This is a genomic window from Paenibacillus tyrphae, from assembly GCF_024158745.1.
GTDB classification, from domain to species: Bacteria; Bacillota; Bacilli; order Paenibacillales; family NBRC-103111; genus Paenibacillus_G; species Paenibacillus_G tyrfis_A.
This window is the reverse complement of the sequence record NZ_JAMZAW010000009.1, coordinates 142652-168526: the sequence shown is the minus strand read 5'-3', so window position 1 is coordinate 168526 and position 25875 is coordinate 142652. Positions and strand designations below refer to the sequence as shown.

Below are 25875 nucleotides of genomic sequence, written 5' to 3'. Positions count from 1 at the left end.
CCCCCTGCTTTCCTAGACATTTAGAAAACGCGGCAGCAAGAACGCCATCTTTTTTTAATGGTGGTTATCATCATGAAGGAGGACGTTTTGTGCGAATATCGAAGCTTTTAGTGGCCATGATGACGGCCATGATCGTTATTATTGTTTTTCCTTGGCATGCGCGTGCGGCAGGCAATGATGCCAATGCCGATCTGACGAGCATTCATCAGGGCGCAGGGGCCCTCTCGCCCGCATTTTCACCGACCGTAACGGAATATTGGGTGAGGATGCGCAGCTCCGAACAAGGCTTCTACACATCCGCCATCCCTGCGAATTCCGGGGCGAAGATGGCGTACTCGATGAACGGAAGCGCCTGGATCAACCTGCCCGAAAATACGTCGACCGGCTATATCGCGACGAACCGGGGAGACAACAAGTTTCAAATCAAGGTTACCTCGGCCGATTCTTCAACAATCAACACGTACACGATCCATGTGTACTTTCCGGCAACAAACGATGCGGATTTGAGCGATTTGCGTATAAGCGGGGCGGCGTTAAGCCCGGCTTTCCAGCCTTCAACGACGAGTTACTCGACAAGCGTTCCTTACGCGACGAGCAACGTGTCGCTCACCGGGGTGTTGGACGACCCCGCCGCCACCTTCCTGATCAACGGAACGGCGGCATCCGACGGAGCCGCATTCGGCCCCATTCCTTTGAACGTCGGAAGCAATACGATCACGGTCCAGGCTACATCGAACGATAAAACAGTCAATAAAACGTATACGATTACGGTCATGCGGGCGGCGCCTAGCACGAATGCGAAGTTGAGTGCTTTAACCGTCTCCGGGACCACATTAAATCCCCCTTTTGAGCCGCAGCTTATGGGATATGTTCTGGCGGATGTCGGCTATGCGACCCAGGAAATGACGGTCACGCCGACGGCGGCCGATTCGGCGGCGACTGTGCAGCTTCAAGTAAACGACGGAGGCTTCACAACGGTTAGCAGCGGCTTGCCCAGCCAGCCGTTAGCCCTGAACGTCGGGGGCAACCGCATCCAAGTCAAAGTGACCGCGGAAGACGGAACGGCAACGACTCTCTATACGATGACCGTGAAGCGGCAAAGCAACAACGCGTGGCTAAGCGGGCTGGACGTGACTCCGGGAAGCCTGAACGAACCGTTCGTGTACGAAAGGCTGGCCTATACGATGGCGGACGTCCCGTACTCTACGTCCAGCTTGGCGGTAACGCCCGCGTTATCCGATGTGAACGCCTCCGTCTACGTTCGCGCCAACGGAGGAAGCTACATTCCGGCGGCTAGCGGCTCTCCGGCTACCCTGCCTCTGACCGTGGGCAGCAATACGCTGGAGATCAAGGTATTGGCCGAGGACCCGTCCGTGGAAAAAATATATACGCTCACCGTAACGAGATTAAAGAATAGCGACGCCAGCTTGTCCGGCTTAACCGTCTCGCCCGGACACCTTGACTTCTCCAGCCAGGTGACCGATTATTACATGACGGTAAGCCGGTCCGTCCCATCGCTCACGGTGAAGCCCGTCTTGCCGGATAGCAACCCGGCCGCCAAGATTCAAGTCCGAGTCAACGGCGGCAGCTACGTTCCCGTTCAGAGCGGCATGGACAGCCCGGCGCTGCCCTTGATCTCCGGCGTATCAAATGTCATCGAAGTGCTGGTCACCGCGCAGGACGGGACGACCCGGCTGTACACCATTCGCGTGACACAAGCCGGAACGCCGGTGCTGACGAAGCTGGTCATGGACGGAATGAACGTGCGGCTGACCTTCTCCGAGCCGCTGCGGTCCGTTGCGGATGCGTCTTACTTCAGCATCAACAATATCAGTCGTAACACGGCGCTGTCGGTAACCGATGTCGTCTACACGCCGGGAGCCGCTGAAGCAGGCTTCACCACGAGCGGCCCGCTGCAGCCGGGGGATGATCTGGAATTCCGTATCCAAGCCGGCGCGGTAAGCAGCCTTAGTGGGGAGACGAACGCGGCCGTAAGCCTCAAGGTAGTCTACGGAGACGCCATGCAACAAATGCTGCGTAGACTGGCCGATTTCGATACCGACCATGACGGGATTGGCATCCGTGAAGTTCTCGCTTATCTGAACTCGCCGTACGGGCATAATGACTTGAACGGAGACGGTCAATTTACCCGTGAAGATGTGGCGATTGTATTGAGACAGGTTGGGGCGAAATTCGTTTCGCCGTAGAAACCATGGAAAGCAGCCGTTTCCCGGCATCGGGGGACGGCTGCTTTTTCGATCATCCGAGGCGCAATTGAACCGGATACAAGTGCATGGTAAAATCTGTATTAATGTGACTGGAAAGGCGGTTAATCGATGAGAATATTAGTTGTTGGCGCTACGGGAACGCTTGGCAGAGCTGTCGTCGACCGATTGAAGGATAACCACGAGATTATCAAAGCGGCACGGAGCGGTGGCGATGTGGCCGTAGATATGACATCAACGGAGAGCGTCGCAGCGATGTACGAAGCGGTAGGAAAAGTCGATGCGGTCGTTGTCACGGCGGGAAGCGCCAAATTTCTTCCACTGACCGATATGACCCCGGAGGATAATCAGGTTGCCATCGACGGCAAGCTCAAAGGGCAGATCAATATCGTTCTGCTCGGATTGGATTATGTCCATGACGGCGGCAGCTTTACGCTGGTGTCAGGCATTTTAATGGACGATCCTATCGCGCAAGGAACCTCTTCCGCGATGGCCAACGGCGCCATCCGGGCGTTCGTCAAGTCGGCTGCGATCGAAATGCCGCGAGGCATCCGGATTAACACCGTCAGTCCAAATGTGCTGGAAGAATCGTGGAACGATTATGCCGGTTATTTCGCCGGGTTCGTACCTGTTCCCGCCAGCAAAGCGGCCGCCGCGTATCAGAAAAGCATCGAAGGCAAACAAACCGGCCAGTGCTACGAAGTTTATTAAGGCGGGACGCTTTAGCTATGCTATGCGGTAATGGTTTCTACCTCCACGGCAAATATGTGCCGCATCTTTTTTAACGTATAATAGACCGTTGTCGTGCGCATCTTGGACGAAGCGGATACGACAATCTGCATTTGACGTTTGCCGTCGCTTAAATCCTTGATCTTGATATGCTTGACCTTCATTGAATTTTGTTCGATTTCGTCGATCAGCTTGGTCATTTCGTCATTTTCCTGAACAACGATGTTGATCGACAGATCACGCTCGCTCAGCTTGCTCGGACCTAACAGCTTGAACAGCGCAGGAACAAAATTAATGGCTGTAATGATGAGGATTGCCGCACACCCCGCTTCGAGGTAGTAGCCGGCTCCCGTCGCAATGCCAAGTGCGGATGCGGCCCACACCATCGCAGCGGTCGTGAGACCCGATATCACGTCGTTGCTGCGTCTAAGTATAACCCCGGCGCCAATAAAGCCGACTCCGCTGACGATTTGGGCGGCCAAGCGCATCGGATCCATATTCGTATGTCCGGGGACCGAATATTGTTGTACAGAATTGATCGAAACAAGGGTGATCAAACAGCTCGCTACGGAAATGACCATACTTGTCTTCATCCCAAGCGGCTTATGCTTGAGCTGACGATCCAAGCCGATCAATAAACCGAGCAGCAGCGCGATCGCCATCTTAACCATGGAGTCATAAACGTCCAATCATTCCGCCCCCTTACCACTACATTCAAAAATAAGGGGGCATCTCCCCCCTAGAGCTTGTTGAGAAAGTGGGCAATTGAGGTAATAGAGGTTACGAGGGGGTGGGGTATCTACTTCCGGTCGCTGTTGTCAGCGGGAAACTTTGATTGAAGCCGCTAGTAGCGGATATTTCCCGCAGACAAAGGCGAACGCTATCGCTCCTCCAGTAGATACCCCACCTCCGTATGCTTCTCTATTTTTGTAAAAGCTCACTTTCTCAACACTCTGAAGGGGGAATCCCCCCTGACGGTTATTTTTTCTCGTAGTCCGCTTTGGCTTTTTGAATCAAGGCCGCGTATTTGTTCAACGTTTCTTTCACATCTTTCTTGTCCATCACGACTTCGCTGAGTGCTCCGTTGATCGCTTTGTTCACTTCAGCCCAATAAGGAACGTTGGATAGAGGCTGGGCTACTTTCAAGCCTTCTTGAGCCGCATCGAAATACGGTTTTTGCCAATCTTCCACCACCCCGTAGACGTCGCTTCGGAACGATGGCCAGCCAAGCTTGGAAATGAGCAGTTCCTGAACCTCTTTGGACATCAGATATTCCATGAACTTCACGGCCAATTCCTTGTTCGGAGAGCCTGCCGGAATGCCGATGACTTCTCCGCCCAATGTTTTTACGGCGCCTTTCGGCCCGCTGTAGCCGGAATACGCTTTAATTTCCTTCTTCCCGCCGTCCTTCACAATCACATTCACGCCAAACGGCCAGTTCGGGGCATAATACACCGATTCCTTCGCCAAAAATCCGTTCGTCGCGCTGAAGCTTGCTTTTAGCGTATCTTCGGATAAATAAGGCCAGAGCTGCTGCAGGAACGTAAAGGCCTTGATCGTTCCCTCATCATTCAATACCAGCGGATCGCCGCCGGCTTGCCGGATAAATTCGACGATCTCGATGACATCGCCCGAAAGCTTGATTTTCAAGGCCAGCCGGCCTATGCCTTCCTTTTCCTTCAGCGTCTTGGCCACGTTCAGCAGCTCATCCCAGGTTTTCGGAGGCTGCAATCCGTACTGCTTGAATTTATTTTCGTTGTAATAGTTAATTTCCACATTCGGCCGGTACGGCATGAAATACGTCTTGCCTTCGAATTCCCCCGCTTCCACCAGCTTTCCGATCGCTTCCTGCGGAATTCGGGCTTTATAAGAGCTCAGGTCTTCGACCAAGCCCTTCGACACGAGAGCCGCCGTATTGTTGACATCCTGCGCGATGAGGTCGATCTCGGCCTTTCCGGCCAGCTTCATCGCCTCCAGCTTCTTCACGACGTCCTTCGCTTCGACCTGAATCGCTTCCACCTTCGCGTTATTGGCTTTTTCAAACTTGGGGAGAACATCGCTGCGCATGACAGCCCATTCTTCTTCGCTTAACGCCATGGTCACCCGCAGCGTTTTCGCTTCGGCCGGTGCGGCCGCGCCCTTCTCCTTGCCTTCTTTGTCAGCACACCCTGCAATCACACCAGCCGTCATCGTTGAAACCAAACCTACCGTCAATAGCTTTTTCACAGACCGATTCATGTTGAAATTCCCCCCAGATGGTATTGGCTTTTATGTTATCCAAGGAAAGCGTCAGCCTTTGACGGCGCCCCCCAGATAATCCGATTTCAAGTATCTCTGAAGCACAAAGGTAATGATAATAACCGGGATCGCCAGAATCGTGGCATAAGCTGCCTGCTGGAAAAAACCGCCCCGCTCGACGTAGTAATAAATTTGCAGAGGCATGGTCTTGGTGGACAGGGACAAATACAGCGCATAAGTGAATTCGTTCCACGAGTTCAGCCATACGTACATGGCCGAAACGGCAATCCCCTGCATGGACACAGGCAGGATGACCTGGATTAGCGTCTGCATCCGCGTTGCCCCGTCGATCGCGGCCGCTTCCTCCAGATCAACCGGAATGGCCTCGAAATTGGCTACGAGAATCCAAGCCATAAACGGAAGCTGCCCGATCAAATGCGCCAGCACAAGCCCCAAGCTCGTATCAAGCAAATCCCATTTCAGGAAAATAACCGATATGGGGAGCGCAATGCCGACAACCGGAAACATTTTGGTGAAAAAAAGCGACAGCATATAAGCATACTTCGCCTTCTTGCCCAGGCGGGAAATGGCATAAGAGGCAGGCACGACGATCGCAAGCGAAACGAGCATGGTCAACGTGGCGACGGTAAAGCTCTTCTGCAACGGGGGCCATAAATTGCCGGACTCAAAAACCTGCTTCCAATGCTTGAACGTCACTTCATGGATCAGAAAGGTCGGGTGCTGGGTCAGCACTTCCTGCGGGTTGCTAAACGATATTTTGACCAGGATGTACACGGGCGCAACCATGACAAGGCTGATCAACAGGACGACGAGATACAGCCCCACTCTGGACAATCCCTTAGCGGCCATGGCCGAACCCCTCCCCTTTGTCGACATATTTCAGATAGACCGTGACGAACAAGACGATGAGGATCAGCAGGATCGTGGAAGCCGCTCCCGACGCGCTTAAATTGTTGTAGGCGTACTCCTCGTAGGCATAGGTGGCAAGAAATGGAACCGCTTTCCCAACTAAAATTTGAGGGAGCTCGAAAATCCGGAATTGATCGATCGCCCGCAGCAGCACCGTCATCGTAATGGTCGGTTTCAAGATCGGCAGCGTGACGTGCCTGAAAATTTGCCATTTCGTCGCGCCGTCCATGCCGCCGGCTTCGTAAACCTCTTTCGAAATCGATTCCAAACCTGCCAACAGCAGAAGCACCACCACAGGCAGCACCTTCCACGTATCGGCAAAAGCGATGACGAATAAGCTCCGGATGCTTCCGCTCGTCCAATTGACCGGCACGGTGACGAGCCCAAGCCTGTAGAGCAGCTCGTTCAAATAGCCTTGCGTCCCGAACACATACAGCAAGGTGACTCCCGATACGAGCGTCGGAATGCCCATAGGCATCAGGACAAGCGACCGGATAAGCCCCTTGCCCTTGAACGTTTGTTTGAGAACCATGGCTACTAACAAGCCTATGCTCATTTGAATGGTTAAACCGATGATCGTCACCCCGACCGTATTGACAATGGCCCGGACAAAGTCGGGCTTTTGAAAGACGGACTCATATACCTTCAGCGTCCATTCTCCCGTTAGATTGTCCTGAAAGCCCAGCATGATCGTCTTGAAGATCGGCAGAAGCGTAAAGCCGAAAATATAAAGGGTCATAGGCAAAATAAAAACAAGCTCCAGCCTGTACTTTTTCAAGGATTGCAGCATCGTGCGAATCACCCGCTTCACCGTTTTTACGTGTTGTGTATTCTTCTCGCAAAGTCGACAAACTTGAATTTATCCGGCCTGTGTCGGGACTCCGTATATTGGAATAACGTCGTATCGTTCAGACAAACGTAATTCTCCACCACAACGACCATATTGTAGGCGCCGAGATCCAAATAGTTACGGTCTTCTTCGGTAGCTTCTTGTACGGAAATGACCTTTTTCGCGTATCCGATTTTCAATCCCAGCCCATGCTCAATATACTCATAGATGGAATCCTCGCATATTTTGATGGTTAAATCGGTGACGTATTTCTTCTTGAAAAAATCTTTATCCAAGATGATTCTCTCGCTGCCGATCTGCCTTACCCGCATCACCTTCCAGATCTCGTCATCCTCATCGGTATCCAGATGGGTCGTCAGAAAAAGATCCGGCTTGATCACCGTCAGCTCTTCGACGATGGTCTTGGGCTCCCGGCCCATTTTTTGCGCCAGCTCCTTAAAGCTGACCAGACCGGAAATCGGGAAATTAAACCGCTTCGTTTCCAGCACGATGGAGCCTTTTCCTTTGATCTTCTGAATATAGCCGTTCTGCGACAGCAAATTAAGCGCTTTCCTCACGGTCTCTCTAGAGGTCTCGTAAGCCGACACAAGCTCGTTTTCGGAAGGCAGCATGTCGTTGGCCTTGATGTCGTTGTTTTCGATTTTATTGACCAGATCGTGGTAAATGGACAGGTACTTGTTTTCCAAATTCATCACCAACCATAATAAATTATCGACTCGTACGGCCTAAGCCGCATATTGCCGGGTAGCGCCTTGGAATCCTTGTAGTTCGATAGCAAGATCCGCCATGATGGCCCGCTCCACGAAGCTTCCGTCCACTCGAAGGCCGGCTGCTTGTCCGTAAAGTTGCTGATCACCAGCAAGGTTTCATTGTTGTATTTTCTCAAATAAGCGAAAATTTCCGGATGATCCATCAGGATCGGCTCATAGCTGCCATACGTAATGATATCGAATTGCTTTCTTAACGAAATCAGCTGCTTATAGTGGAACCATACCGAATCGGGGTCCCGTAGCGAAGCCTCCACGTTGATCCGGCTGCTGCCCGGAGCGACCCGAATCCACGGACGGCCGGTCGTAAAGCCTGCATTCGCGCTCGAATCCCACTGCATCGGCGTTCTCGAATTATCGCGCGATCTTCTGCGGACAATTTCCATGGCCTCTTGCTCGCTTTTTCCCTGCTCCCTCATCATCCTGTACATGTTCAAGGTTTCGACGTCCCGGTAATCGTCAATGTGATCGAAGCCGGGATCGGCCATTCCGATCTCTTCCCCCTGATAAATGTAAGGCGTTCCCTGCATCATGTGGATGGTGGTCGCAAGCATTTTCGCGGATTCCTTAAGGTAAAGACCGTCACAGCCGTAGCGGCTGACAATTCTCGGCTGATCGTGGTTGCACCAGAACAGAGCGTTCCAGCCCCCGCCTTGATGCATGTCCACCTGCCATTCGGACAAAATTTTCTTTAGCCCCGGCAGGTCAAACTCGCCCAGCTCCCACTTGTTGCCCCCGGGATAATCCACTTTGAGATGGTGGAAGTTAAATACCATATTTAATTCCTGCCGCTCGGGACGGGTGTACCAAATACAATGGTCAATCGTCGTGGACGACATCTCGCCGACGGTCATCATATCGTACTTGGAAAAGACTTCCCGATTCAACTCCCGCATATACTCGTGAACCCGGGGGCCGTCGGTATAAAACCTTCTCCCGTCTCCAATCTCATCATCGGGAAAGTCCTGATCTTTGGAAATCACGTTAATGACGTCGAGCCTGAAGCCCTGTACGCCCCGCCCAAGCCAAAAATGCATGATATCGCATACGTTCTTTCTGACCACCGGATTCTCCCAATTGAGATCCGCTTGGGTTTCATCGTATAAATGCAAGTAATATTGCTGCGTCTTCCCGTCATATTTCCATGCGGGGCCGCCGAATTTGGACTCCCAGTTGTTTGGCTCCCGGCCTTCCTTGGGCTCTTTCCAAATATAGCAATCCCGATATTCGTTATCGACGGATTGCCGCGAGCGCTTAAACCATTCATGCTCGGTTGACGTATGATTGACAACGATATCCATGATGATCTTAAGATTTCGTTGGCGCGCTTCCCGGATCAGGAGGTCGAATTGCTCCAAGCTGCCGTATCTTTCGTCGATCGCGTAGTAGTTGCTGATGTCGTAACCGTTATCTTTTTGCGGCGATTCATAAATCGGCGTCAGCCATAAGACATCTACCCCCAAATCCGCCAAATAATCCAGCCTTTGAATGATTCCCTGAAGATCTCCGATTCCATCTCCGTCGGCGTCCATAAAGCTTTTCGGATAAATCTGATACACAACGCTTTTCTTCCACCAGTCGCTTTCAAGCTTATGGCGCAGCTCCACAACAATCATCCTTTTATAGCAAGTAGTGGTGTTATGGCGTTATGATCCAACCGGACCAATCTCAACCATTATTCAAACCTGTATATACAAGATACGGCTATTATATTCCATGTTAATAAGGCGGTCAATAAGATTTTTCATAGTTGTATATACAGGTTCGGAACACTCTGAAGAGCGCGCCGCGAAAAACAAAAAGGCCTCCGATCGCCTTCAGCGACCGGAAGCCCGCATACCCTTCTTCTATTTCACATCGATTGCAAAAATATATAACGTTTGGCCTTGATCCCAAGTGGAGTATATTGAGATATGGTAGCGCCCGGGTTGTTTGGGTAAGTGCAGCCGATTGCCGCCCAAGGGCACCGCCTTACCCTCTTTTTTGCCGGCGTCCGATTCGGACACCATAGTAACCTCCAGCATCAAAGGCTCCATGCCCTTCGGGTATGTAATGACAATATCCGATTCCGGCTTCACGGCCACCGGAGGGTATTCGGCTTGCTTGATAATTTCTGATGCCGGGCTGGGCCTCGTGTAGGGTTTGAAGCAATCCGTCCAACATGCGTTGCCATCAAGCAGCGGAATCTCCTGCATCCAGACGATTCCACTGTCGGTTTTCTTCTCATAGGCAACGTAGGGAACGGGCGCCAAGGTCCGTTCGTCAAATTTGACGCTTTGTTGCTGAATATACGTTGTCCGCTTGTCCTCTCGGTAATCAATGTCCGCTGCCATCTGTTCCGTCACGGAGCGCAGCGGGACATAGACGTGTCCGTTATAGTTGATCACGGACAACCTTTTGTCTACCCCGTTGATGACGAATTTCTCAGACGTTAGAAAGTCCAGAGAGGAGCTTGCCCCGTAAGCCGCAACGGTAATCACTACGAATACGCAGACGATCGAAGCTATAATATATTTTCTCAAAAGATACCGTCCTTCCTTTTCCGCATCTTGATCCATTATATTACGCGGAGCGGCTTTTTGCCGCTGCTGCGACTGCAATCGTTACGGTTGCGGCATACGTCGGCTCTTCCTGCCATGCTTACTCCTTATTCGTTCAAGTAAGTTGTCGTCCGGTTCTGGATCAGCTTCGCGACTTCCTCCGCGGACTTCTGGCCGCTGAAGAACGCTACGGACTCTTCATAGATAATGTTAAACACTTTAACATCCTCGTCAGCATAACGATCGGCCGTATGAAGGAACTGCTTGAATCGGGCAAAATCCTCCTCCGACACCTTCGCCGTTTTTCCATCCTCAAGCTTATACGCTCCGCCTTTCGTTTGCTTCTGAAGCTCGTCCAGCTTCTTCTCGTTCACCGATTTCAGGAGGGAAAATCTGTCCTGGTAGGGAGACGACTGTACTTCTTCGGATAGCAAGAAGGCCATAAACTTCCATGCTTCCTCTTTGACCTCGGATTTGGCTTGTATCGCAAGCTCCGAGGTGGTAACGATCTTGATTCCGCCGGTTTTTCCTTCCGGGTGCGGCTTTTGCAGCAGCTTCGGATTGGAGAATTTCGCATAGGGGCCCTTGATAAAATCGGCCGGCGAGAAGATCCGCTCGGTGTAGAACAGCGGCTTTTCGTTATCCGTCGCTTGGGCCATCATGATTTTGTCGTCATACAGCTTTTTAACTTGCCGCAGCATGTCCGTGAACGCCGGGGAGTCGAATTTGGCTTTCCGGGTCGCGCGGTCGATCAATTGTCCGTAGCTGTCCGTCACCCTTTCCTGCAGGATGTAATCCGGCGGATTACTCTCCAAGAAATTGCGGCGGTCCTTGCCGCTCGCTGTCTGCTGCACCAGCTTTCGGCCTATCTCTTCGAATTGCTTCCAATTCCAGCTTTTGTCGTCGACCTTGACGTTCGCCTTCTCCAGAACGTCCCCGTCCCCTACGAGTGCCATCAAGAAGAAACTGGCAGGAATCGTATACAAGCCGCCGTTCAATTTCATCGAGTCCAAAACGTTCATCTGCAGGTTGCTTTTATTCACCGTTTTGTCCTGGTCCAGCATATCGCTCATGTTCAGGAGAAGCTTTTGATTCACATATTTGTCGGTGGGCAAGCCGCTCGCGTCGATAATATCCGCGCCTTTTCCCGATAGCAGCGCCGTGTTCGTCGTTTTTATATATTTCTCGTTATCGACACGCTCATCGCCCGGTTGCTTGAAGCTCTGGATTTGCACGTCGATGTCGGGATACTTCTCCTTGAATTTCTTCGCAGCCGCCTCGTAGTACGGGTTCGGCTCTCTTAGAGATAAGGTCACGACCTTCTTTCCCTCTTTCGATTTCGGCTGCTCCTTGCTTGCCGTCGTCTCATTGCCGTTTCCGCATGCGGTTGTCGTGGCAAGAATCACGCAGGCGAATCCAAGCCCCAATCGTTTTTTCATCGTAGATTCCTCTCTTCCATCAAATGATTATATTCGTGCGCGGCTACTGCAAACGCACCCGATTGCCATCCTGCAAGGGCTCGCTGCTTTCCAGAATGATCAGATCGCCCTCGTACACGCTGCCCTCCGGAACCTTCGTTACTTTGTCATTCGTTTCCGTGGCACGAATTTGGACCTTGCGCACAATAAACACATCACCCAAAGCGCCTTTCCGTTCTTCCACTTTATAGATGAACTTGCCTGCGCGATCCTCATGTATGGCCTCGTTCGAAATCAACAGCCCCTCTTGCTGCGAGCGCTTCGTGAGTTTGACCCATGCCTGCTCACCTCCTTTCAGTTCGGAGGCCGCCACCTTCACGCGCACCACTTTCCGGGCGATCGTAGCTGTCTGATTGGCCTTTTTATCGGACGAGCCCGCCATGCGCGGCTCGGCATCCGCCAACTCCAGAATGGCACCTTCCAGCATGGTCGGCTGCTGATCCCCTATGGCCTGAACTTCGACCTGCACCTTGTCCTCCAGAGAAATCCCCAGATTGGTCAACAGCGGCGCATCGGCGATAAATTCGAACCGGTAGCCCCGGCTTTCGTTCGTGATCACAACATCTGGCTCTCCCGCGGAAGCCAAGCCCACGACGGCATTCAATTTCGTAACCATCCCGTCGAACGGGGCGGGAATTTCTTTTTGGCTGGCCAGACGGTCCTCCAATTGCTTGATTTTGCGTTCCTGGATGCCCAGATCGATTTTTTGCTTCTCCAGATCGCGGCTAACGCTCCGCTTCTTCATCTCGTCCGCTTCCTGTGCCGATACGATGAAGCGGTCCTGGGTATTTTGCAGCTCGATTTGTTGCTTTTCCAGATGCGCCTTTTCATCCTGCAGTTCCCGCTCAGTGGACGAGCTGTCATAGGTGACAAGCGCCTGCCCCTTCGCCACCCGGTCCCCTTCCTTCACGTGAACCGCTTTGACCTTCAAGCTGCCGGGATTCGTTAGCTTGGCCTCCGCGATCGGCTTCAGGTTCCCGCTTCCTTCAAGCGTATAGACAAAGCCCTCGCGCGTCGGCTTCTCCGTTCTGACCTTCGGCAAGGTCAACGACTGCAGCGTATTGCCGAATAAGGTGAACAGCACGAGCAGCGCGATAAAGCTGCCGAACACCGCGCGAAGCTTTCTTTTGCGACTACGTTCTACGGGCTCTTCGTTCGGTCCCATTTCCGCGTCCCCCGCCTCCTAACCGTACAAGCTACCCCTTGATGCCGGACAGCTCGATGCCTTCGATGAAGTAAGTTTCCGCATACAAAAACAGCAGCACCATCGGCGTCATATAAAGCATGGACGCGGCGAAAGCAATCCCCCGTTCGCCTTCGTGCACTTTCGATAAATAAACCGACAGCGGCTGCTTGAGCGAATCGTCCAGAAAAACAAGCGGCTGCTCCACCATGTTCCAATAATCCGCGAACAGCAGAACAACGAGCGCCCCCAGCCCCGGCTTGAGCATCGGGACAATGATCTCGCTGAAAATCCGTACATGCCCGGCCCCGTCCATCTTGGCCGCCTCGATATAGGAAAACGGAATATGCAGCGCGAACTGCCTGAGCATGAATACGCCGAATGCCGCGAACACGCCGGGCCATATGATCGCAGACGGACTGTTCAGCAGCCCCAGCTTATCGGCCATCATATAGTTGGGCACCAGCGTCACTTGGAACGGCATAAGCATCGTCATGACATAGACGAGAAACAGCGCATCCCGGCCCCGAAAACGCAGCTTGGCGAAGGCATAGGCCGCCAGCGCACCGACGACGGTCTGTCCCGCAATGATCGGCACCACCAGGAAGACTGAATTCCAGAACATCCTCAGAAAGCTTGAATCGAGGACCAGCACGCTCGCATACTGCTCCAGCGACGCCAGATTCGGCAGCAGCTTTAAATTCACAAACCGGTTCGCGTTCCCTGCGGCAGCGTCGGTCATTTTCCCGATCAGTCCGTAATTGCTGCCGATTTCCCATTCGGTCATCAACGAATTTGTGAAAGTAATCACGATGGGCATTAGCAGTACCGCCGCGATCACGGCCATGACGGCCGTTAACGCTCCTTTTTGCCAAGCTCTTGACCTTTGCAGCCGACTCTCCTCCCGCTATTCCATAAACTGCCGGAAACGGCGTTCCAGCGCAAACAACGCGAAAACTACAAGCAGAATGCAGCCCGCCATCAATGTCGCCGCCGCAGTCAATTTCTGCAGCTCGAGCGTCATGAACATATTGTTCATATAGTGCTGCAGCGTATAGATGCTGTCGTGCGGATAATCGCCCGCGATCAAGTACGTCTCCCGAAATATTTTAAACGAGCCCGTGATGGACATGATGACGACGAAAAACATCGTCGGCGTTAAATAGACGAGCGTAATGCTGCCGAACTGCCGGAGTCGTCCGGCGCCTTCCATCCGGGCCGTCTCGTAATAATCGTTCGGAATCTGCTGAAGCCCGGCCAGAAATAAAATCATGTTGTAGCCGACGTTTTTCCATAAATAAATGACCATGACCACATGCCGGGCCGCCTCCGTCTTCATCCAATCCACACGTTCGAGCCCGAAATAACCGAGCCACGCGTTCAGCGAACCGTTCCAGTCGAACAGCATCTGCCAGATGAGAACAACCGAGGCGACGGGGACGACAAGCGGCAGCACGTAAGCCGTTCTCAGCATATTGCGCATGTACATCTTACGGTTCAGCAGCAGCGCCAGCCCCAAAGACAGCCCCACGATGAGCGGTACGCTGACCGCCGTAAAATAGAACGTATTGGACGCCGCTTTCCGAAACGAACCGCCCGCAAGCAGCTCGCTGTAATTCGCCAGTCCTACAAACTGGCCCCCGACCGGGCGATCCAGGAAGGAGTCGTACACCCCCGCAACGAACGGAATAAGGTAGAAGAGCGCGAAGCCTGCGACGCTGGGTGCGAGAAACAGCAGGGCCGCCGCCGCATCGCTCCGGGTCCATCGTTTCATTCCTTGCTTCAGCATGAATCGGCAATCACCCCCGTTTGACCGTCAGTGCCAAGCCACATGACAGCTTTCCTGTTGTTCATCGGATCATTCCTGCTTTCTGTTCGTGATAACAAAAAAACCCTGCTTCTTCATCCCCAGCGCTGTCCTGTCCTTCATTCACTAGGATAGGAAATACTGTTTAAAAAGAAGTAGGGTAATCTTAAAATTTTTCTTAATTTGTTTGCGGCAGACGCACTTCAAAGATGGTGCGGTTCGTGCTGCTATGGGCGGTTACCGTTCCATCGTGCTGGATTACAATGTTCTTCGTAATATATAGGCCAAGACCCGTGCTTCCCTCTTGATACGTGCGCGCCTTGTCGCCGGTATAAAACATATCGAAGATGTGCGGCAGCTCGTCTGGGGTAATCGGGACTCCGTAATTGATCACTTGGACCACGACCGCTCCCGCTTCGGAATAAGCGTTCAAGTCCACAAACCTGCCGTCTTTTCCGTAACGGATGGCATTGGTCAGCAGATTCTCGAAGACGCGCGCCAGCAGATCTCCGTCGCCCGATACCGACAAACCGGGAGCCACCTGCAGCCGGGCCGTCAATTGATGCTTCTCAAAGGCGGGATACAGCTCCTCGTTCAACTGAACCAGCAGCTCGCTGAGATCGATGGTTTGTTTCTCGAAGGCAAGCATGCCGTAGTTCATTCTCGTAATCTCGAACAGCTCGTCGACAAGCTTCTCCAGACGCTGCGATTTTTGAAAAGCAATATCCGCATACTGTCTGACCTGCTCCTTGGTCAACTGCTCGTCCTTCAGAATAAAATCCAAATAGCCGATCACCGAAGTCAGCGGCGTGCGCAAATCATGGGCCAAGTTCAGGACCAGCTGATCCTTGCTGCTCTCCGCAAAGTCCCCTCTTTCGACGGCCTGCTGCAGCTTTTCGCCCGCCAGATTAATATCCGTCGCAATGTCCTCGAACTCGTCGCGGGAGGAAATATGCACGCGCTGCTTAAAATCGCCATTGGCCAGATGATGAATGCCCTTGGAAATTTCATTGAAATAAGTGGCGTAGGGCTTGGTGAGGACAAAGAAAAACAACGTCGCCAGCGGGATGAAGAACAGCAAAAAGAAGTTAATATCTCCGACAATGTTGATGAACATGCGCACGTAAGCCAGCGGATCCTCAAACTTCACGAATGTTCGGTAATAAAACTGTAGGAGTTTATAGAGCAAATACGTAATGGTACCCGCGAACAGCATGCTTAAACCGAGCAGCATGATCATTTTGGACCGGAAGGTGCGCACCATGCTAGCCATTGAATGTATATCCCACCCCCCATACCGTTTTGATCAGCTTATGTTTACGTTCATCCTCTTGTAATTTTTTCCTCAGTTTCCGGATATGAACCATCACCGTATTGCCGCCTTCATAGTAGTCTTCGCCCCACACCTGCTGAAAAATATTTTCCGCACTGAACACTTTCTTCGGATAGCTGGCCAGCAGATACAGGATATCGAATTCTTTCGGCGTCAGCTCGACCGGTTCGCCATATAAGGTAACCGTGCGCTGATCGGGATAAATGGCCAAGCCTCCCGTCTCCAGCACGGGCTTGTTCTCCGCCGACGATTGGCTGAGCAGTCTGGAACGCCGCAGCTGGGCGTTCACGCGGGCGATCAGCTCCATCGGGTTAAACGGCTTGGTCATATAATCGTCCGCTCCCCTCACCAAGCCTGCGATTTTATCCATGTCGGACGTTTTCGCGCTCAGGAAAATGATCGGCATATGATTCGTTTCCCGGATTTGCCGGGTCACTTCGTAACCGTCCATTTTGGGCATCATAATATCCAAAATCGCCAGATTGATCGAATGCGTCTGAACGGCCTGAATGGCCTCCTGCCCATCCGCTGCTTTAATCACTTGGTAGCCTTCTTTGGCCAAATGCAGGCCGATCAAATCGGCAATCGCCGTCTCGTCGTCCGCGATCAAAATCGTGATACGCTTCATGGCATTCACCCTCTGCATAGAGTTAACGATTCCATTGTACCAGAACTTCCGGGGCCATTGACGCGGCATCTTGAAAATCCTAATTGCATCCGATCAAGGAAGCAGGGTCACAATGACGCCGTCTATATTGTTTCCCGATAGTTCATAGCGGCGACCGGCCGGCACCGGGATAGACGCATTGCCGGAAACGGGATAATACGAGACTTCATAGGATTTGCCCTCTACCGTCGTCGAAACCGTCTCTTGTTCCTTCAGGTAATCCAAATATTGCTCCAATGTAAAGTTTTTCTCCTGCATGATCGCACTATGCGGCAAGCCGACATAACGAAAATGCCACGGCTCGTATTTAATGCCCGTGATCTCCGTCTTGTCCTTGGGATAGCGCAAAATAAATCCGTAAGCCCAGGCGTTTTTTTGCAGCCATTTTCCTTCCGGGGCGCGGTTCATCTCCGTTTGCGTCGATCCGATATCAAGGGATAAGCCTAAGTTATGCTCACTGTAGCCCGCAGGCAGCGCATAATCGGCGCCCATACTTTTATACAGCTGGCTTTGTTCTTTGTTGTCCCGGTAGCCGCTGCTGATCATAAAACTGCTCACCCCTTCTTTGGCGGCGGCATTGACCATCGTTTGAAATTTTTGCGCCACGCCTTGCGACAGCCGGATCGTCTTATCGAGCACCACGTATCCCTGGGACAGCTCCTTATCCCGAAACAGGTTGACCACATCGGCCGTAACGCCCTCTTCGTGCACCGGATACTGCTTGTTAACCAGCAGCAGATTCCCTTGGTAAATCTGGCTTTTGGTTACTTTTATCGTTTGAGCCTTTGTTTGAGTCTTCGTTGGAGCCTTCTTTTGGGGAGCCGCCTCCCGGGCTTGGTCGCCCGCCTTGCTGTATTCTACGTTTGCGGCTTGCGGCCCCTGTTGAATGGCTTCACACCCCAGCGGCAAAAGCATGACAAGCAAAAAAACCCACTTCTTCATCTCCGTTTCCTCCTTACGCTTTCATTCTGTAAGGATAAAGAATAACGTTTAAAAAGAAGTAAGGTAAAGATAAAGATTTTCTTAATATTTTATATCATAGGATAATAAATAGATTTTCAGGCTCGGGCGTTATCGTTTGCAGCAGTTCACCGGCCTGCCCCGGTTGAGACGCAACCACGGGCTGCCCGGTAACGGGGGTTCCTCCGCCATTGCCGCCGTTGCCGCCGCAAGCCCCTCCGCCTCCGCCAACGGTAAGGATACCGGTAACTCCGGGCGCGTTAACTCCACCCGTACCACCATTGAGCTGCAGTGTTCCCGTAATATTGGGTGAGCTTGACGAGATCAGGTGGATAATCCCGCCGCTGCCGCCTCCGCCGCCTCCTTCGCCATCCCCGCCGTTTCCATCCCAGCCGTCCGCTCCGTTGCCGCCGTTTGCAGTGACCGTCCCGGCAATAGTCAACCCGCCTTTGGCAGCGATGACAATGACCCCGCCTGCGCCTCCACCGCTTCCGACAATGCCTTTTCCGGCAATCTGAGGGTTCGTGCCGTTACTGCCGTTTGCGGCCACTACAGCCCCGCCTGCGATAAGAACCTGCCCCTTGGCGAGCAGGACCAGACCGCCGCCACCCTCGCCACCGCCGCCCAGCAGCACCCGGCTTCCCGCACCTCCGGCCGCAGCCTTCGGAATCACCTGCGAAGCCTGGAGCGTATGGAGTCCGATTCCCCCGTTATACGGCCCTGCCTCTGCAACCGATACGCCGGGATTCGGGGAGCCGTTGCCCGAGTCTGCGGAGCCTGTCAGGACGTTTACGATCCCTGTGATGGTAATATCGCCCGTGGATTGCAGCACGATGCCGCTTGGAACAATGAGCGAGCCTGCAATTTCGATTCTGGAGAATTGCAGGTTCAGCCCGGCAGGCAATCCGGCAAGACCTTCGGGGGTGCTCAGATCCAGCACCTGTCCGCTAACGACAATGAGCTCGCCCGCTGAGCCATCCCCATAAATGCCAAGCGCACCATCGGCTCCCTGCGGGCCAACCGGACCTTGCATTCCCTGTACTCCTTGCGCTCCTTGCGCTCCCTGTACTCCTTGCGCACCTTGTGCTCCTTGTATTCCTTGCGGCCCCTGTGGTCCCTGCGCTCCTTGTAGACCTTGAAGCCCTTGCTCACCTTTGAAGCCTCTCGGTCCTCGCAAACCCCGTCGTACCAAGAAGCATCGCTGCCGGATCACTTTGAATTTGAATCTTTTGCATTTCGGCCTTTTTTTCTTCGCTTTGCCCAGAAATCTCCCTCGACGCACGACCTTTCTTCGATGCACGCCCTTTTTTCGATCCACGAATTTACGTTTACATCCCGACATGACCATCCCTCCTCCCGCTATTTGACCAGTGTATGCGCCACAAGCAGACAAGAAGTGGTCTACTGACTATAAAGGAGCCTATTTAACACAGATTCCAGATTCAAGGACGGGGCGGGAATATCCCTCTCAAAGCAATGCAGTAATTCAGCACAAGAAAAGGCTGCATATTATTGTGCGGCTGATTGCCGCCGACAGAACTGATGGCGGCCGGGCTCAACTGCGAGTTCCCGGATTGGTTATACGTCAGACTATCGGCGAGCGCCCACGTGCTATTGACAGGAAGAACGCTGTTGGCGGCATCCGAGCTCCCTATCGCTTGATGCGTATGGCTCGGCAATTCGGAAATCGTCAGGGTATGCGATACCTCGCCTCCAGTCTGGCCCTGCGTGAAATCGGCCGACCGATGGATCGCCACTCTGCCTCGCAAGTCGGGAAGGGCAAAGGTGGTGCTCCCATTCCCGCCGTACGTTGTTCCCAACAGGGAAAATAAGGCTTGATTTTGACTGATAGGCAGCAATTGACCGTCACAAAACGCCCATCCTTCCGGTGCAAAGGTAAATGCAAACAACCGGATTTCGCCCAGAAATGGTTCTGCCACTTGAATTCCCCCTATTTTTCATCAATTCCCGCTCCACTCCATGGCTGCGTAAAGTTCGCCTCCCTCCGCCACACGAAAGCCCAGACGCTCGTATAAAGATACGACCGGATTGGAACGGATGACATGGAGCCTGATGGATTTCCTATGTGCTGCGGCTTTATCCTGCAGCCCCTTCAAGAGAGCCGTTCCGATCCCGCCATTCCTGTATTCCGGCACAAGGGACAAATCGATCAAACGAATGTCTTGAGGCGACTCCTGCAGGATGATCCCTCCTACCTTTACGCCGTTGTGTAAAAGAATTCCATGTTGGGCCAAAGGGTATTGCAGTGCATAAGATCGCTGCCGAAGGTCGAACTGCATGCGCAGAAACGCGTCGAGTTCCCCTTCCTCCCAGCCCCAGGCGGATACTTCTTCGATTCGCGTACTACGGTACAGTTCATACAGAAACGCCTGATCTTCCGTCTTGGCATCAACTATGGTTACCATGGGGATCAGCTGTCCTTCCCTTGCCAAAGTGTCGAAAATAATCGCGGTTTTACAGTTTATGCGCGGCAGTCCAAGTAAGGTACAGCGAAACGCATACCATGGGCCTCGCTATTTCCCGCTCTTCCCCGCGAGCGGCCGTAACGTAAAAAAAGATCGCCAGCCGTCTGGCCAAGCCGGCCAGCAGGGGCAATCTTCTTCTTAACTGCGAAAAAACTAGATCTTTTTCACAAATTCGGATTTTAATTTCATCGCTCCAAAACCATCGATTTTGCAATCAATATCGTGATCACCGTCAACCAAACGGATATTTTTAACTTTTGTTCCCATTTTCAAGACCGATGAGCTTCCTTTTACTTTCAGGTCCTTGATGACCGTTACCGTATCGCCATCATTTAGAATATTACCGTTTGCGTCTTTGACAATCTTGTGGTCTTCGCGATTTTCCGTTTCTGCTTCTAACGTCCACTCATGGGCACATTCCGGGCAAATCAGAAGGCTTCCGTCCTCGTAAGTGTACGCTGAATTACATTTCGGGCAATTTGGCAAATTAGACATAATTTCTATAGCTCCATTCGTTCGTATTAGACTTATACTGTCATAGTCTGCTCCTATTTGCAAACCTTCGGACGAAGCCCATTAGAAAATGATGCGATAAAATTGATTTACAATTTGAACGCCTCCTGCAGATGTTGTCGGAAGAGGGAAAGATACAAATATCACCAAAGAGTACATCCCCGAGCTCCAGTTTACATTGCCTGTGGAAACCCATTAACCGGCCTTAGAATCAAAAAGCCCGCATCAGCTCTAGTCGGCTAAGCGGGCCTAATTTCTTCCAAATCGCTCCACTGCTTTTCCCTCTCAAGGACATCTCATAAAAAAAATTTATTGACAACGTTTACATCGAATACTAAAATACAGTCTATAACAAGTAAAAACTATGATGGAGACACTGAGACTCATACTTTGTGGCACTTTCGTTGAAGAAAGTGTTATTAAAGTATGGGTTTTTTTCATGGTTTCTGTTGTTATTACTTACATCAAGGAGGACAACGATGCTTAACTTCTTCAAACCTGCTCCGCCTATCGACAGATTGCCAGACAATAAAATCGATTCTGAGTATAAGAAGCTCAGACTTCAAGTGTTTCTTGGCATCTTCATTGGGTACGCAGCGTACTATTTGCTTCGCAAAAACTTCTCGCTGGCGATGCCCTACTTAACCGCGCAGGGATTCTCCAAGGCGGAGCTCGGCTTTGCGTTATCGGCCATTTCGATTTCTTACGGGATCAGTAAATTTGTGATGGCCACCATTTCCGACCGAAGCAATGCCAGAATCTTTTTACCCGCCGGCTTAATCCTTTCGGCCATCATTAGTTTGCTGATGGGGGCTTCTCCTTTCTTCACCTCGTCCGTTACCATCATGTTTATTATGCTGTTCCTGAACGGATGGTTCCAAGGGATGGGATGGCCGCCGTCCGGACGCGTCCTCGTTCACTGGTTCAGCTTGAATGAACGCGGGAATAAAACCGCCATTTGGAACGTGGCCCACAACGTTGGCGGAGGCGTCATGGCGCCGCTTGCGGTGGCAGGGGTTGCGATTTTCGCAGGAATGTCCGGATTCTCCAAATCGGGGTATGAGGGCGTCTTTATTTTACCGGCTGTGGTTGCGATTGTTTTCGCAATTGTCTCTTACTTCTTAATCCGCGATACGCCGCAATCAGTCGGCTTGCCGTCGATCGAGGAATATCGCAACGATTATCCGAGCGCGACGAAGAAAACGTTCGAAACCGAGCTATCGACAAAAGAAATTCTTTTCAAGTATGTGTTGAACAATAAGTGGGTTTGGGCGATTGCGTTTGCGAACATCTTCGTTTATTTCGTCCGGTACGGCGTATTGGACTGGGCTCCGACGTATCTGAGCGAAGAAAAAGGCTTCAACATGAACAAGTCCAGCTGGGCTTACTTCTTATACGAATGGGCAGGAATCCCGGGTACGCTGCTCTGCGGCTGGATCTCGGATAAAATGTTCAAAGGCCGCCGCGGACCGGCTGGCGTCGTATTTATGATCGGCGTATTGATTGCGGTTCTGGTGTACTGGTTTAACCCGCCCGGCAATCCGACGGTCGACATGCTATGCTTAATCGCGATCGGCTTCCTGATCTACGGTCCGGTAATGTTGGTCGGTCTGCAGGCGCTGGACTTCGTTCCGAAGAAAGCCGCCGGGACGGCAGCGGGACTTACCGGTTTGTTCGGTTACCTGGGAGGTACGGTAACGGCGAACGCTTTAATGGGGGTTATCGTCAGTGCCTCCGGGTGGGATGCAGGGTTTATTCTGTTGGCCGCTTCTTGCGCGATTGCAGCCGTTATCTTTGCCCTGACATGGAATGTCCGCGGGCAAGAAGTCGTGAAGAATCAGCATTAATTGAATTTAAGAAGGAGTAAAAATCCGTGTGATTTTTATTCCTTCTTTTTTTTGTGTGCAGCCGCTGCTTCCGGGGCCCAGGCGGCGTCTATGGTACGATTTACAGGACCTAGTACGAAAAAAAAGCGTACTTTGCAAAAATGAAATTCTCCCCAATAATGAGGAGGTAATTCGCGATGCATTAATCAAACCGAGGAAGGATGACCGTTATGAAAATCATGGTTATTGTTGCCCACCCCAATCTGAATCAATCCCGTGCCAACCGCGCATTGACGCTTGAACTGAAAAAGCATGCCGACATCGATATCCGCGATCTGTATCAGGAGTACCCGAACTGGCAGATCGATGTGGAGCGCGAGCAAAGCCTGTTGCTTCAGTATGACCGGGTTGTGTTTCAGTTCCCCTTTTATTGGTACAGCTGCCCGCCGCTTTTGAAAAAATGGTTCGACGATGTGTTAACGTTCGGCTGGGCTTTTGGGCCCGGAGGCGACCATTTGAAAGGCAAAGAGTTCATGGTCGCAACGACCGCAGGCGGTACGGAAAAGGAATACCGCGCGGGAGGCCGCAACTGGTTCACGATCAGCGAATTATTAAGACCGATCCAAAGCACCCTCACCCGATGCAACGGTACCTATCTCCCCGCTTTCGTCACTTATAATGCGAATGAAGGCACGGACGCCTACCTGGCAGAAGAGGCCGGCAAATATGCGGAGCATATCCGGGCTTCCGCGCACGCGCTCGTTCATTAATTCAAAAAAGACACCGTCGGTGTCTTTAGAGTGTTGAGAAAGAGGTTTTTGACTGAAATAGAGTAACAAACGGAGGTGGGGTATCTACTGGAGGAGCGATAGCGTTCGCCTTTGTCTGCGGGAAATATCCGCTACTAAGCGGCTTCAATCAAAATTTCCCGCTGACAACAGCGACCGGAAGTAGATACCCCACCCCCTCGTACACCTCTATTACCTCAATTGACCACTTTCTCAACAAGCTCAAGACACCGTCGGTGTCTTTTAATCCCCGGCTAGGGTTGCCCCGGTTTCAAGGAATGTCTTCATGCCCGAAAGCACAATCGGCACGCCGTTTTCAAGAATGGCGGCGGTATTTAAAGCCTGCTCGAATTCATCATGCACGACCGTAACGAGAGTCACCCCCTGCAGCTCGGCATGCGGATCGATTTCCCATGTCATGCGTGACGGGGAATCGCCGGCCGTATGGGGAAACGAAAGAAACTTCCAGCTCACCGTCAGCCTGTGCGGAGGGTCCAAGGCAAGAATGGTTCCTTCGACTTGCTTCTTTCCTGCCGGGTTCCACAGCTCGAAAGGCGAGCCGACCTCCCAATCGGATCGGATAGAGCAATTGAACCAAAACTTTGAGGTTTTGGCCGGATCGGTGAGGGCTTGCCAGATTTGTTCGGGCGTCGCTTTAATGGCAATCCGGTTGACATGCCGGGGTTTGTTCTCCATAGTCGTTTCACGCTCCAGTTCGTTTTTAAGGGATGTTAGTTCAATGGCCCAAGGTTCCGCGTATTTGCTGACCCATCGGTCGTAGATTTGCCGGATCGGCACGGCATTCAAATAATGCAGCTTTTCCCGGCCGACTTTGCGGGTCGTAATGAGACCGGCTTCTTCCAGAATATTCAGATGCTTCATGACGCCGAATCTCGACATTTGCAGAGGGGTGCAGAGATCGTTCAGCGTTCGCCCGTCGGAGGCGTGAAGCAGATCCAGGAGCGTGCGCCGGCTGGGATCGGCCAATGCCTTGAAGATTTCATTTTCCAATAAGAACACCTCCTTCTGAGACAGCATGCTGCAGGATTTTATGTTTTGCCCCTTGACATGTTACCTTATGGTCACATATTATAAGGGTGACAATATAGTCACATGTTATCACAAACCAATCGGTTTGCAACCATCAAATCAGAGTGAAAGGTGATGTTTTATATGAAAATTACCCTAATTGCCGGCAGTAACCGCGAAGGCGCTGCAAGCACGTCCCTTCTTCGGTCCATCGAAAGTCTGTTGAAAGTCCAGAATATATCGGTCACGTTTGTTGATCTCCGGGAGCTGCCCTTGCCGCTGTATTCCCCCGACGCCCAAGCGCTTCATCCAAATGTCCAGCGTTTGGCAGAAGCGGTCGCCAATGCCGAGGGCCTCATCCTCGCGACCCCGGAATACCACGGCTCCATATCGGGAGTGTTGAAAAACACCCTGGACTACGTGCATGCCGGTCTGGTTGCCGGAAAGCCGGTGCTTTCCGTAAGCTCCGCCGGCGGTCCGATGGGGGTCAGCTCGCTGCTGCATCTCCAGAGTATTGTACGCAATCTGCACGGTGTTAACAGTCCGGAGTGGATTTCCATCGGAGCCGGACTCCATAGCTTTGATTCGGACGGTCATCCGTCAGACGAGGGAATGCGGGGAAGGGTCGAAAGTGCGGTCGGGAAGTTCGTAGACCTCACCCGGAAGCTCGCGGCCGGAGTCGAAGCGGCCATATAATCGAACAACAAAGGAGATGCATTGCCATGAAAACGGTGGAACAGAAAAATGTCGAAATCGTCACCGCGTTTATCGAAGCTGCTGAGAATCGAAGCGAACTGGATCGCACGGAGCAATTTTTTGCGGAACAGCTCGGCGAGGCCTTTACGGATCGGCACTATGCGGTGGACGAAATTTTAGCTCAAGGCGAGAAGGTCACGGCCAGAATTATAATCACAGGCACGCATCAAGGCGCGTTTGCCGGCAAAGCGCCTACGGGTAAATCGGTGAAAATTACGCAGTTCCGTGAATTTCGCGTCGTCGACGGCCGGATTGCCGAACACTGCGGGTGGTTCGATACCGGAACGCTGTTGCCCCAGCTTCAAGCCAATTAAAACGAAAGGAAGGAGATGTTGGATGATGCAAACGATGGAGCAGAAAAATATCGAAACCGTTACGGCGTTTATCGAGGCGTTCTGGAATGAAAGCGATCTGGACTGTACGGACCGCTTTTTATCGGACGATTATCAAGAGCTCGCTTATGAATCCAAAGAAGGGCTGAAGCAATTTGCCGGCAAAATATTGGAGGCCTTTCCCGATAAGCGCTATACCGTGGAAGAGATGATCGCCCAAGGGGAGAAGGTCCTTGTCCGAATGACCGTGAAAGGCACACATACCGGGACGTTTTTCGGAACTGCCCCTACGGGCAACTCCATTGATGTCACGCTGTACCGCCAATATCGCGTCGTCGACGGCAAAATTGCCGAGCACCGCGGTTGGATCGATATGGTGACGATGTGGCGCCAGCTTCAAGCCAGTTAAGTACACAATAAAGGCCGGGAATCCCTTGA

At 52.2% G+C, this 25875-nt stretch carries 26 protein-coding genes; 7 read left to right on the top strand and 19 right to left on the bottom strand.

Going from position 1 to position 25875, the window contains the following annotated elements:
- The first annotated feature begins 89 nt into the window (after positions 1 to 89).
- Together NI000_RS15290 and NI000_RS15285 are read left to right on the top strand one after the other, a co-directional pair.
- On the top strand, positions 90 to 2207 hold the full coding sequence (locus NI000_RS15290; protein WP_253411912.1) for a cadherin-like beta sandwich domain-containing protein: 2118 nt from the start codon (positions 90 to 92) through the stop codon (positions 2205 to 2207).
- 129 nt (positions 2208 to 2336) lie between these two features.
- Complete coding sequence (locus tag NI000_RS15285; protein ID WP_253411910.1) at positions 2337 to 2936, top strand: short chain dehydrogenase; 600 nt, start codon at positions 2337 to 2339, stop codon at positions 2934 to 2936.
- A 20-nt stretch (positions 2937 to 2956) separates the two neighbouring features.
- On the opposite strand, the gene NI000_RS15280 is transcribed toward NI000_RS15285, so the two are convergent.
- The 18 genes from NI000_RS15280 to NI000_RS15195 form a co-directional block, all read right to left on the bottom strand.
- Positions 2957 to 3625 (bottom strand): MgtC/SapB family protein, encoded by a 669-nt coding sequence (locus tag NI000_RS15280; protein ID WP_253412137.1) that lies wholly within the window; start codon positions 3623 to 3625, stop codon positions 2957 to 2959.
- A 307-nt stretch (positions 3626 to 3932) separates the two neighbouring features.
- Positions 3933 to 5192 (bottom strand): sugar ABC transporter substrate-binding protein, encoded by a 1260-nt coding sequence (locus tag NI000_RS15275; RefSeq protein WP_253411909.1) that lies wholly within the window; start codon positions 5190 to 5192, stop codon positions 3933 to 3935.
- A gap of 51 nt (positions 5193 to 5243) precedes the next feature.
- Entirely contained in the window at positions 5244 to 6062 is an 819-nt protein-coding gene (locus NI000_RS15270) for a carbohydrate ABC transporter permease (protein WP_253411907.1), read from the bottom strand.
- Positions 6052 to 6933, bottom strand: coding sequence for a carbohydrate ABC transporter permease (locus tag NI000_RS15265; RefSeq protein WP_253411905.1), 882 nt, complete (start codon positions 6931 to 6933; stop codon positions 6052 to 6054). Before NI000_RS15265 ends, NI000_RS15270 begins: the two co-directional genes overlap by 11 nt.
- 5 nt (positions 6934 to 6938) lie before the next feature.
- Entirely contained in the window at positions 6939 to 7664 is a 726-nt protein-coding gene (gene treR, locus NI000_RS15260) for a trehalose operon repressor (protein ID WP_253412135.1), read from the bottom strand.
- Complete coding sequence (gene treC / locus NI000_RS15255; protein ID WP_309247900.1) at positions 7664 to 9346, bottom strand: alpha,alpha-phosphotrehalase; 1683 nt, start codon at positions 9344 to 9346, stop codon at positions 7664 to 7666. Before treC ends, treR begins: the two co-directional genes overlap by 1 nt.
- A gap of 240 nt (positions 9347 to 9586) precedes the next feature.
- Entirely contained in the window at positions 9587 to 10261 is a 675-nt protein-coding gene (locus tag NI000_RS15250; RefSeq protein WP_253411903.1) for a stalk domain-containing protein, read from the bottom strand.
- Positions 10262 to 10386: 125 nt separating this feature from the next.
- The gene (locus tag NI000_RS15245) at positions 10387 to 11718 is read right to left on the bottom strand and encodes an ABC transporter substrate-binding protein (protein WP_253411901.1); all 1332 of its coding nucleotides are present in this window, start codon (positions 11716 to 11718) and stop codon (positions 10387 to 10389) included.
- A gap of 43 nt (positions 11719 to 11761) precedes the next feature.
- On the bottom strand, positions 11762 to 12922 hold the full coding sequence (locus NI000_RS15240; RefSeq protein ID WP_253411899.1) for an efflux RND transporter periplasmic adaptor subunit: 1161 nt from the start codon (positions 12920 to 12922) through the stop codon (positions 11762 to 11764).
- Positions 12923 to 12953: 31 nt separating this feature from the next.
- Complete coding sequence (locus tag NI000_RS15235) at positions 12954 to 13787, bottom strand: carbohydrate ABC transporter permease (RefSeq protein WP_216797005.1); 834 nt, start codon at positions 13785 to 13787, stop codon at positions 12954 to 12956.
- Between the two features lie 60 nt (positions 13788 to 13847).
- Positions 13848 to 14714, bottom strand: coding sequence for a carbohydrate ABC transporter permease (locus tag NI000_RS15230; RefSeq protein WP_253412131.1), 867 nt, complete (start codon positions 14712 to 14714; stop codon positions 13848 to 13850).
- Positions 14715 to 14925: 211 nt separating this feature from the next.
- On the bottom strand, positions 14926 to 16020 hold the full coding sequence (locus NI000_RS15225; RefSeq protein ID WP_253411897.1) for a HAMP domain-containing sensor histidine kinase: 1095 nt from the start codon (positions 16018 to 16020) through the stop codon (positions 14926 to 14928).
- The gene (locus NI000_RS15220; protein ID WP_253411895.1) at positions 16013 to 16708 is read right to left on the bottom strand and encodes a response regulator transcription factor; all 696 of its coding nucleotides are present in this window, start codon (positions 16706 to 16708) and stop codon (positions 16013 to 16015) included. Before NI000_RS15220 ends, NI000_RS15225 begins: the two co-directional genes overlap by 8 nt.
- A 93-nt stretch (positions 16709 to 16801) precedes the next feature.
- Positions 16802 to 17689, bottom strand: a complete 888-nt coding sequence (gene vanY / locus NI000_RS15215) for a VanY-A/VanY-F/VanY-M family D-Ala-D-Ala carboxypeptidase (RefSeq protein WP_253411893.1) — start codon at positions 17687 to 17689, stop codon at positions 16802 to 16804.
- A 94-nt stretch (positions 17690 to 17783) separates the two neighbouring features.
- On the bottom strand, positions 17784 to 18740 hold the full coding sequence (locus NI000_RS36760; RefSeq protein WP_301292503.1) for a hypothetical protein: 957 nt from the start codon (positions 18738 to 18740) through the stop codon (positions 17784 to 17786).
- A 409-nt stretch (positions 18741 to 19149) separates the two neighbouring features.
- Entirely contained in the window at positions 19150 to 19647 is a 498-nt protein-coding gene (locus NI000_RS15205) for a phage tail protein (protein WP_253411891.1), read from the bottom strand.
- A gap of 21 nt (positions 19648 to 19668) precedes the next feature.
- On the bottom strand, positions 19669 to 20133 hold the full coding sequence (locus NI000_RS15200) for a GNAT family N-acetyltransferase (RefSeq protein ID WP_253411889.1): 465 nt from the start codon (positions 20131 to 20133) through the stop codon (positions 19669 to 19671).
- Positions 20134 to 20346: 213 nt separating this feature from the next.
- Complete coding sequence (locus NI000_RS15195; RefSeq protein ID WP_253411887.1) at positions 20347 to 20688, bottom strand: zinc ribbon domain-containing protein YjdM; 342 nt, start codon at positions 20686 to 20688, stop codon at positions 20347 to 20349.
- Between the two features lie 497 nt (positions 20689 to 21185).
- On the opposite strand from NI000_RS15195, the gene glpT reads away from it, so the two are divergent.
- Both glpT and NI000_RS15185 read left to right on the top strand, forming a co-directional pair.
- Complete coding sequence (glpT, locus tag NI000_RS15190) at positions 21186 to 22553, top strand: glycerol-3-phosphate transporter (RefSeq protein ID WP_253411885.1); 1368 nt, start codon at positions 21186 to 21188, stop codon at positions 22551 to 22553.
- A gap of 209 nt (positions 22554 to 22762) precedes the next feature.
- Positions 22763 to 23302, top strand: a complete 540-nt coding sequence (locus NI000_RS15185; RefSeq protein ID WP_253411883.1) for an NAD(P)H-dependent oxidoreductase — start codon at positions 22763 to 22765, stop codon at positions 23300 to 23302.
- A gap of 261 nt (positions 23303 to 23563) precedes the next feature.
- Here the strand turns inward: NI000_RS15185 and NI000_RS15180 are convergent, their stop codons facing one another.
- Positions 23564 to 24331: an ArsR/SmtB family transcription factor gene (locus tag NI000_RS15180; protein ID WP_253411881.1), complete on the bottom strand. Its 768-nt coding sequence runs from the start codon at positions 24329 to 24331 to the stop codon at positions 23564 to 23566.
- A gap of 162 nt (positions 24332 to 24493) precedes the next feature.
- Here NI000_RS15180 and NI000_RS15175 point away from each other — a divergent pair, with 162 nt between their 5' ends.
- Genes NI000_RS15175 through NI000_RS15165 form a run of 3 tightly spaced genes read left to right on the top strand, consistent with a single transcriptional unit; the run spans position 24494 to position 25846 of the window.
- Entirely contained in the window at positions 24494 to 25045 is a 552-nt protein-coding gene (locus NI000_RS15175) for an NADPH-dependent FMN reductase (protein WP_253411880.1), read from the top strand.
- 26 nt (positions 25046 to 25071) lie between these two features.
- On the top strand, positions 25072 to 25419 hold the full coding sequence (locus NI000_RS15170; RefSeq protein ID WP_253411878.1) for an ester cyclase: 348 nt from the start codon (positions 25072 to 25074) through the stop codon (positions 25417 to 25419).
- A gap of 22 nt (positions 25420 to 25441) precedes the next feature.
- Positions 25442 to 25846 (top strand): ester cyclase, encoded by a 405-nt coding sequence (locus NI000_RS15165; protein ID WP_375540976.1) that lies wholly within the window; start codon positions 25442 to 25444, stop codon positions 25844 to 25846.
- Positions 25847 to 25875: the final 29 nt, after the last annotated feature.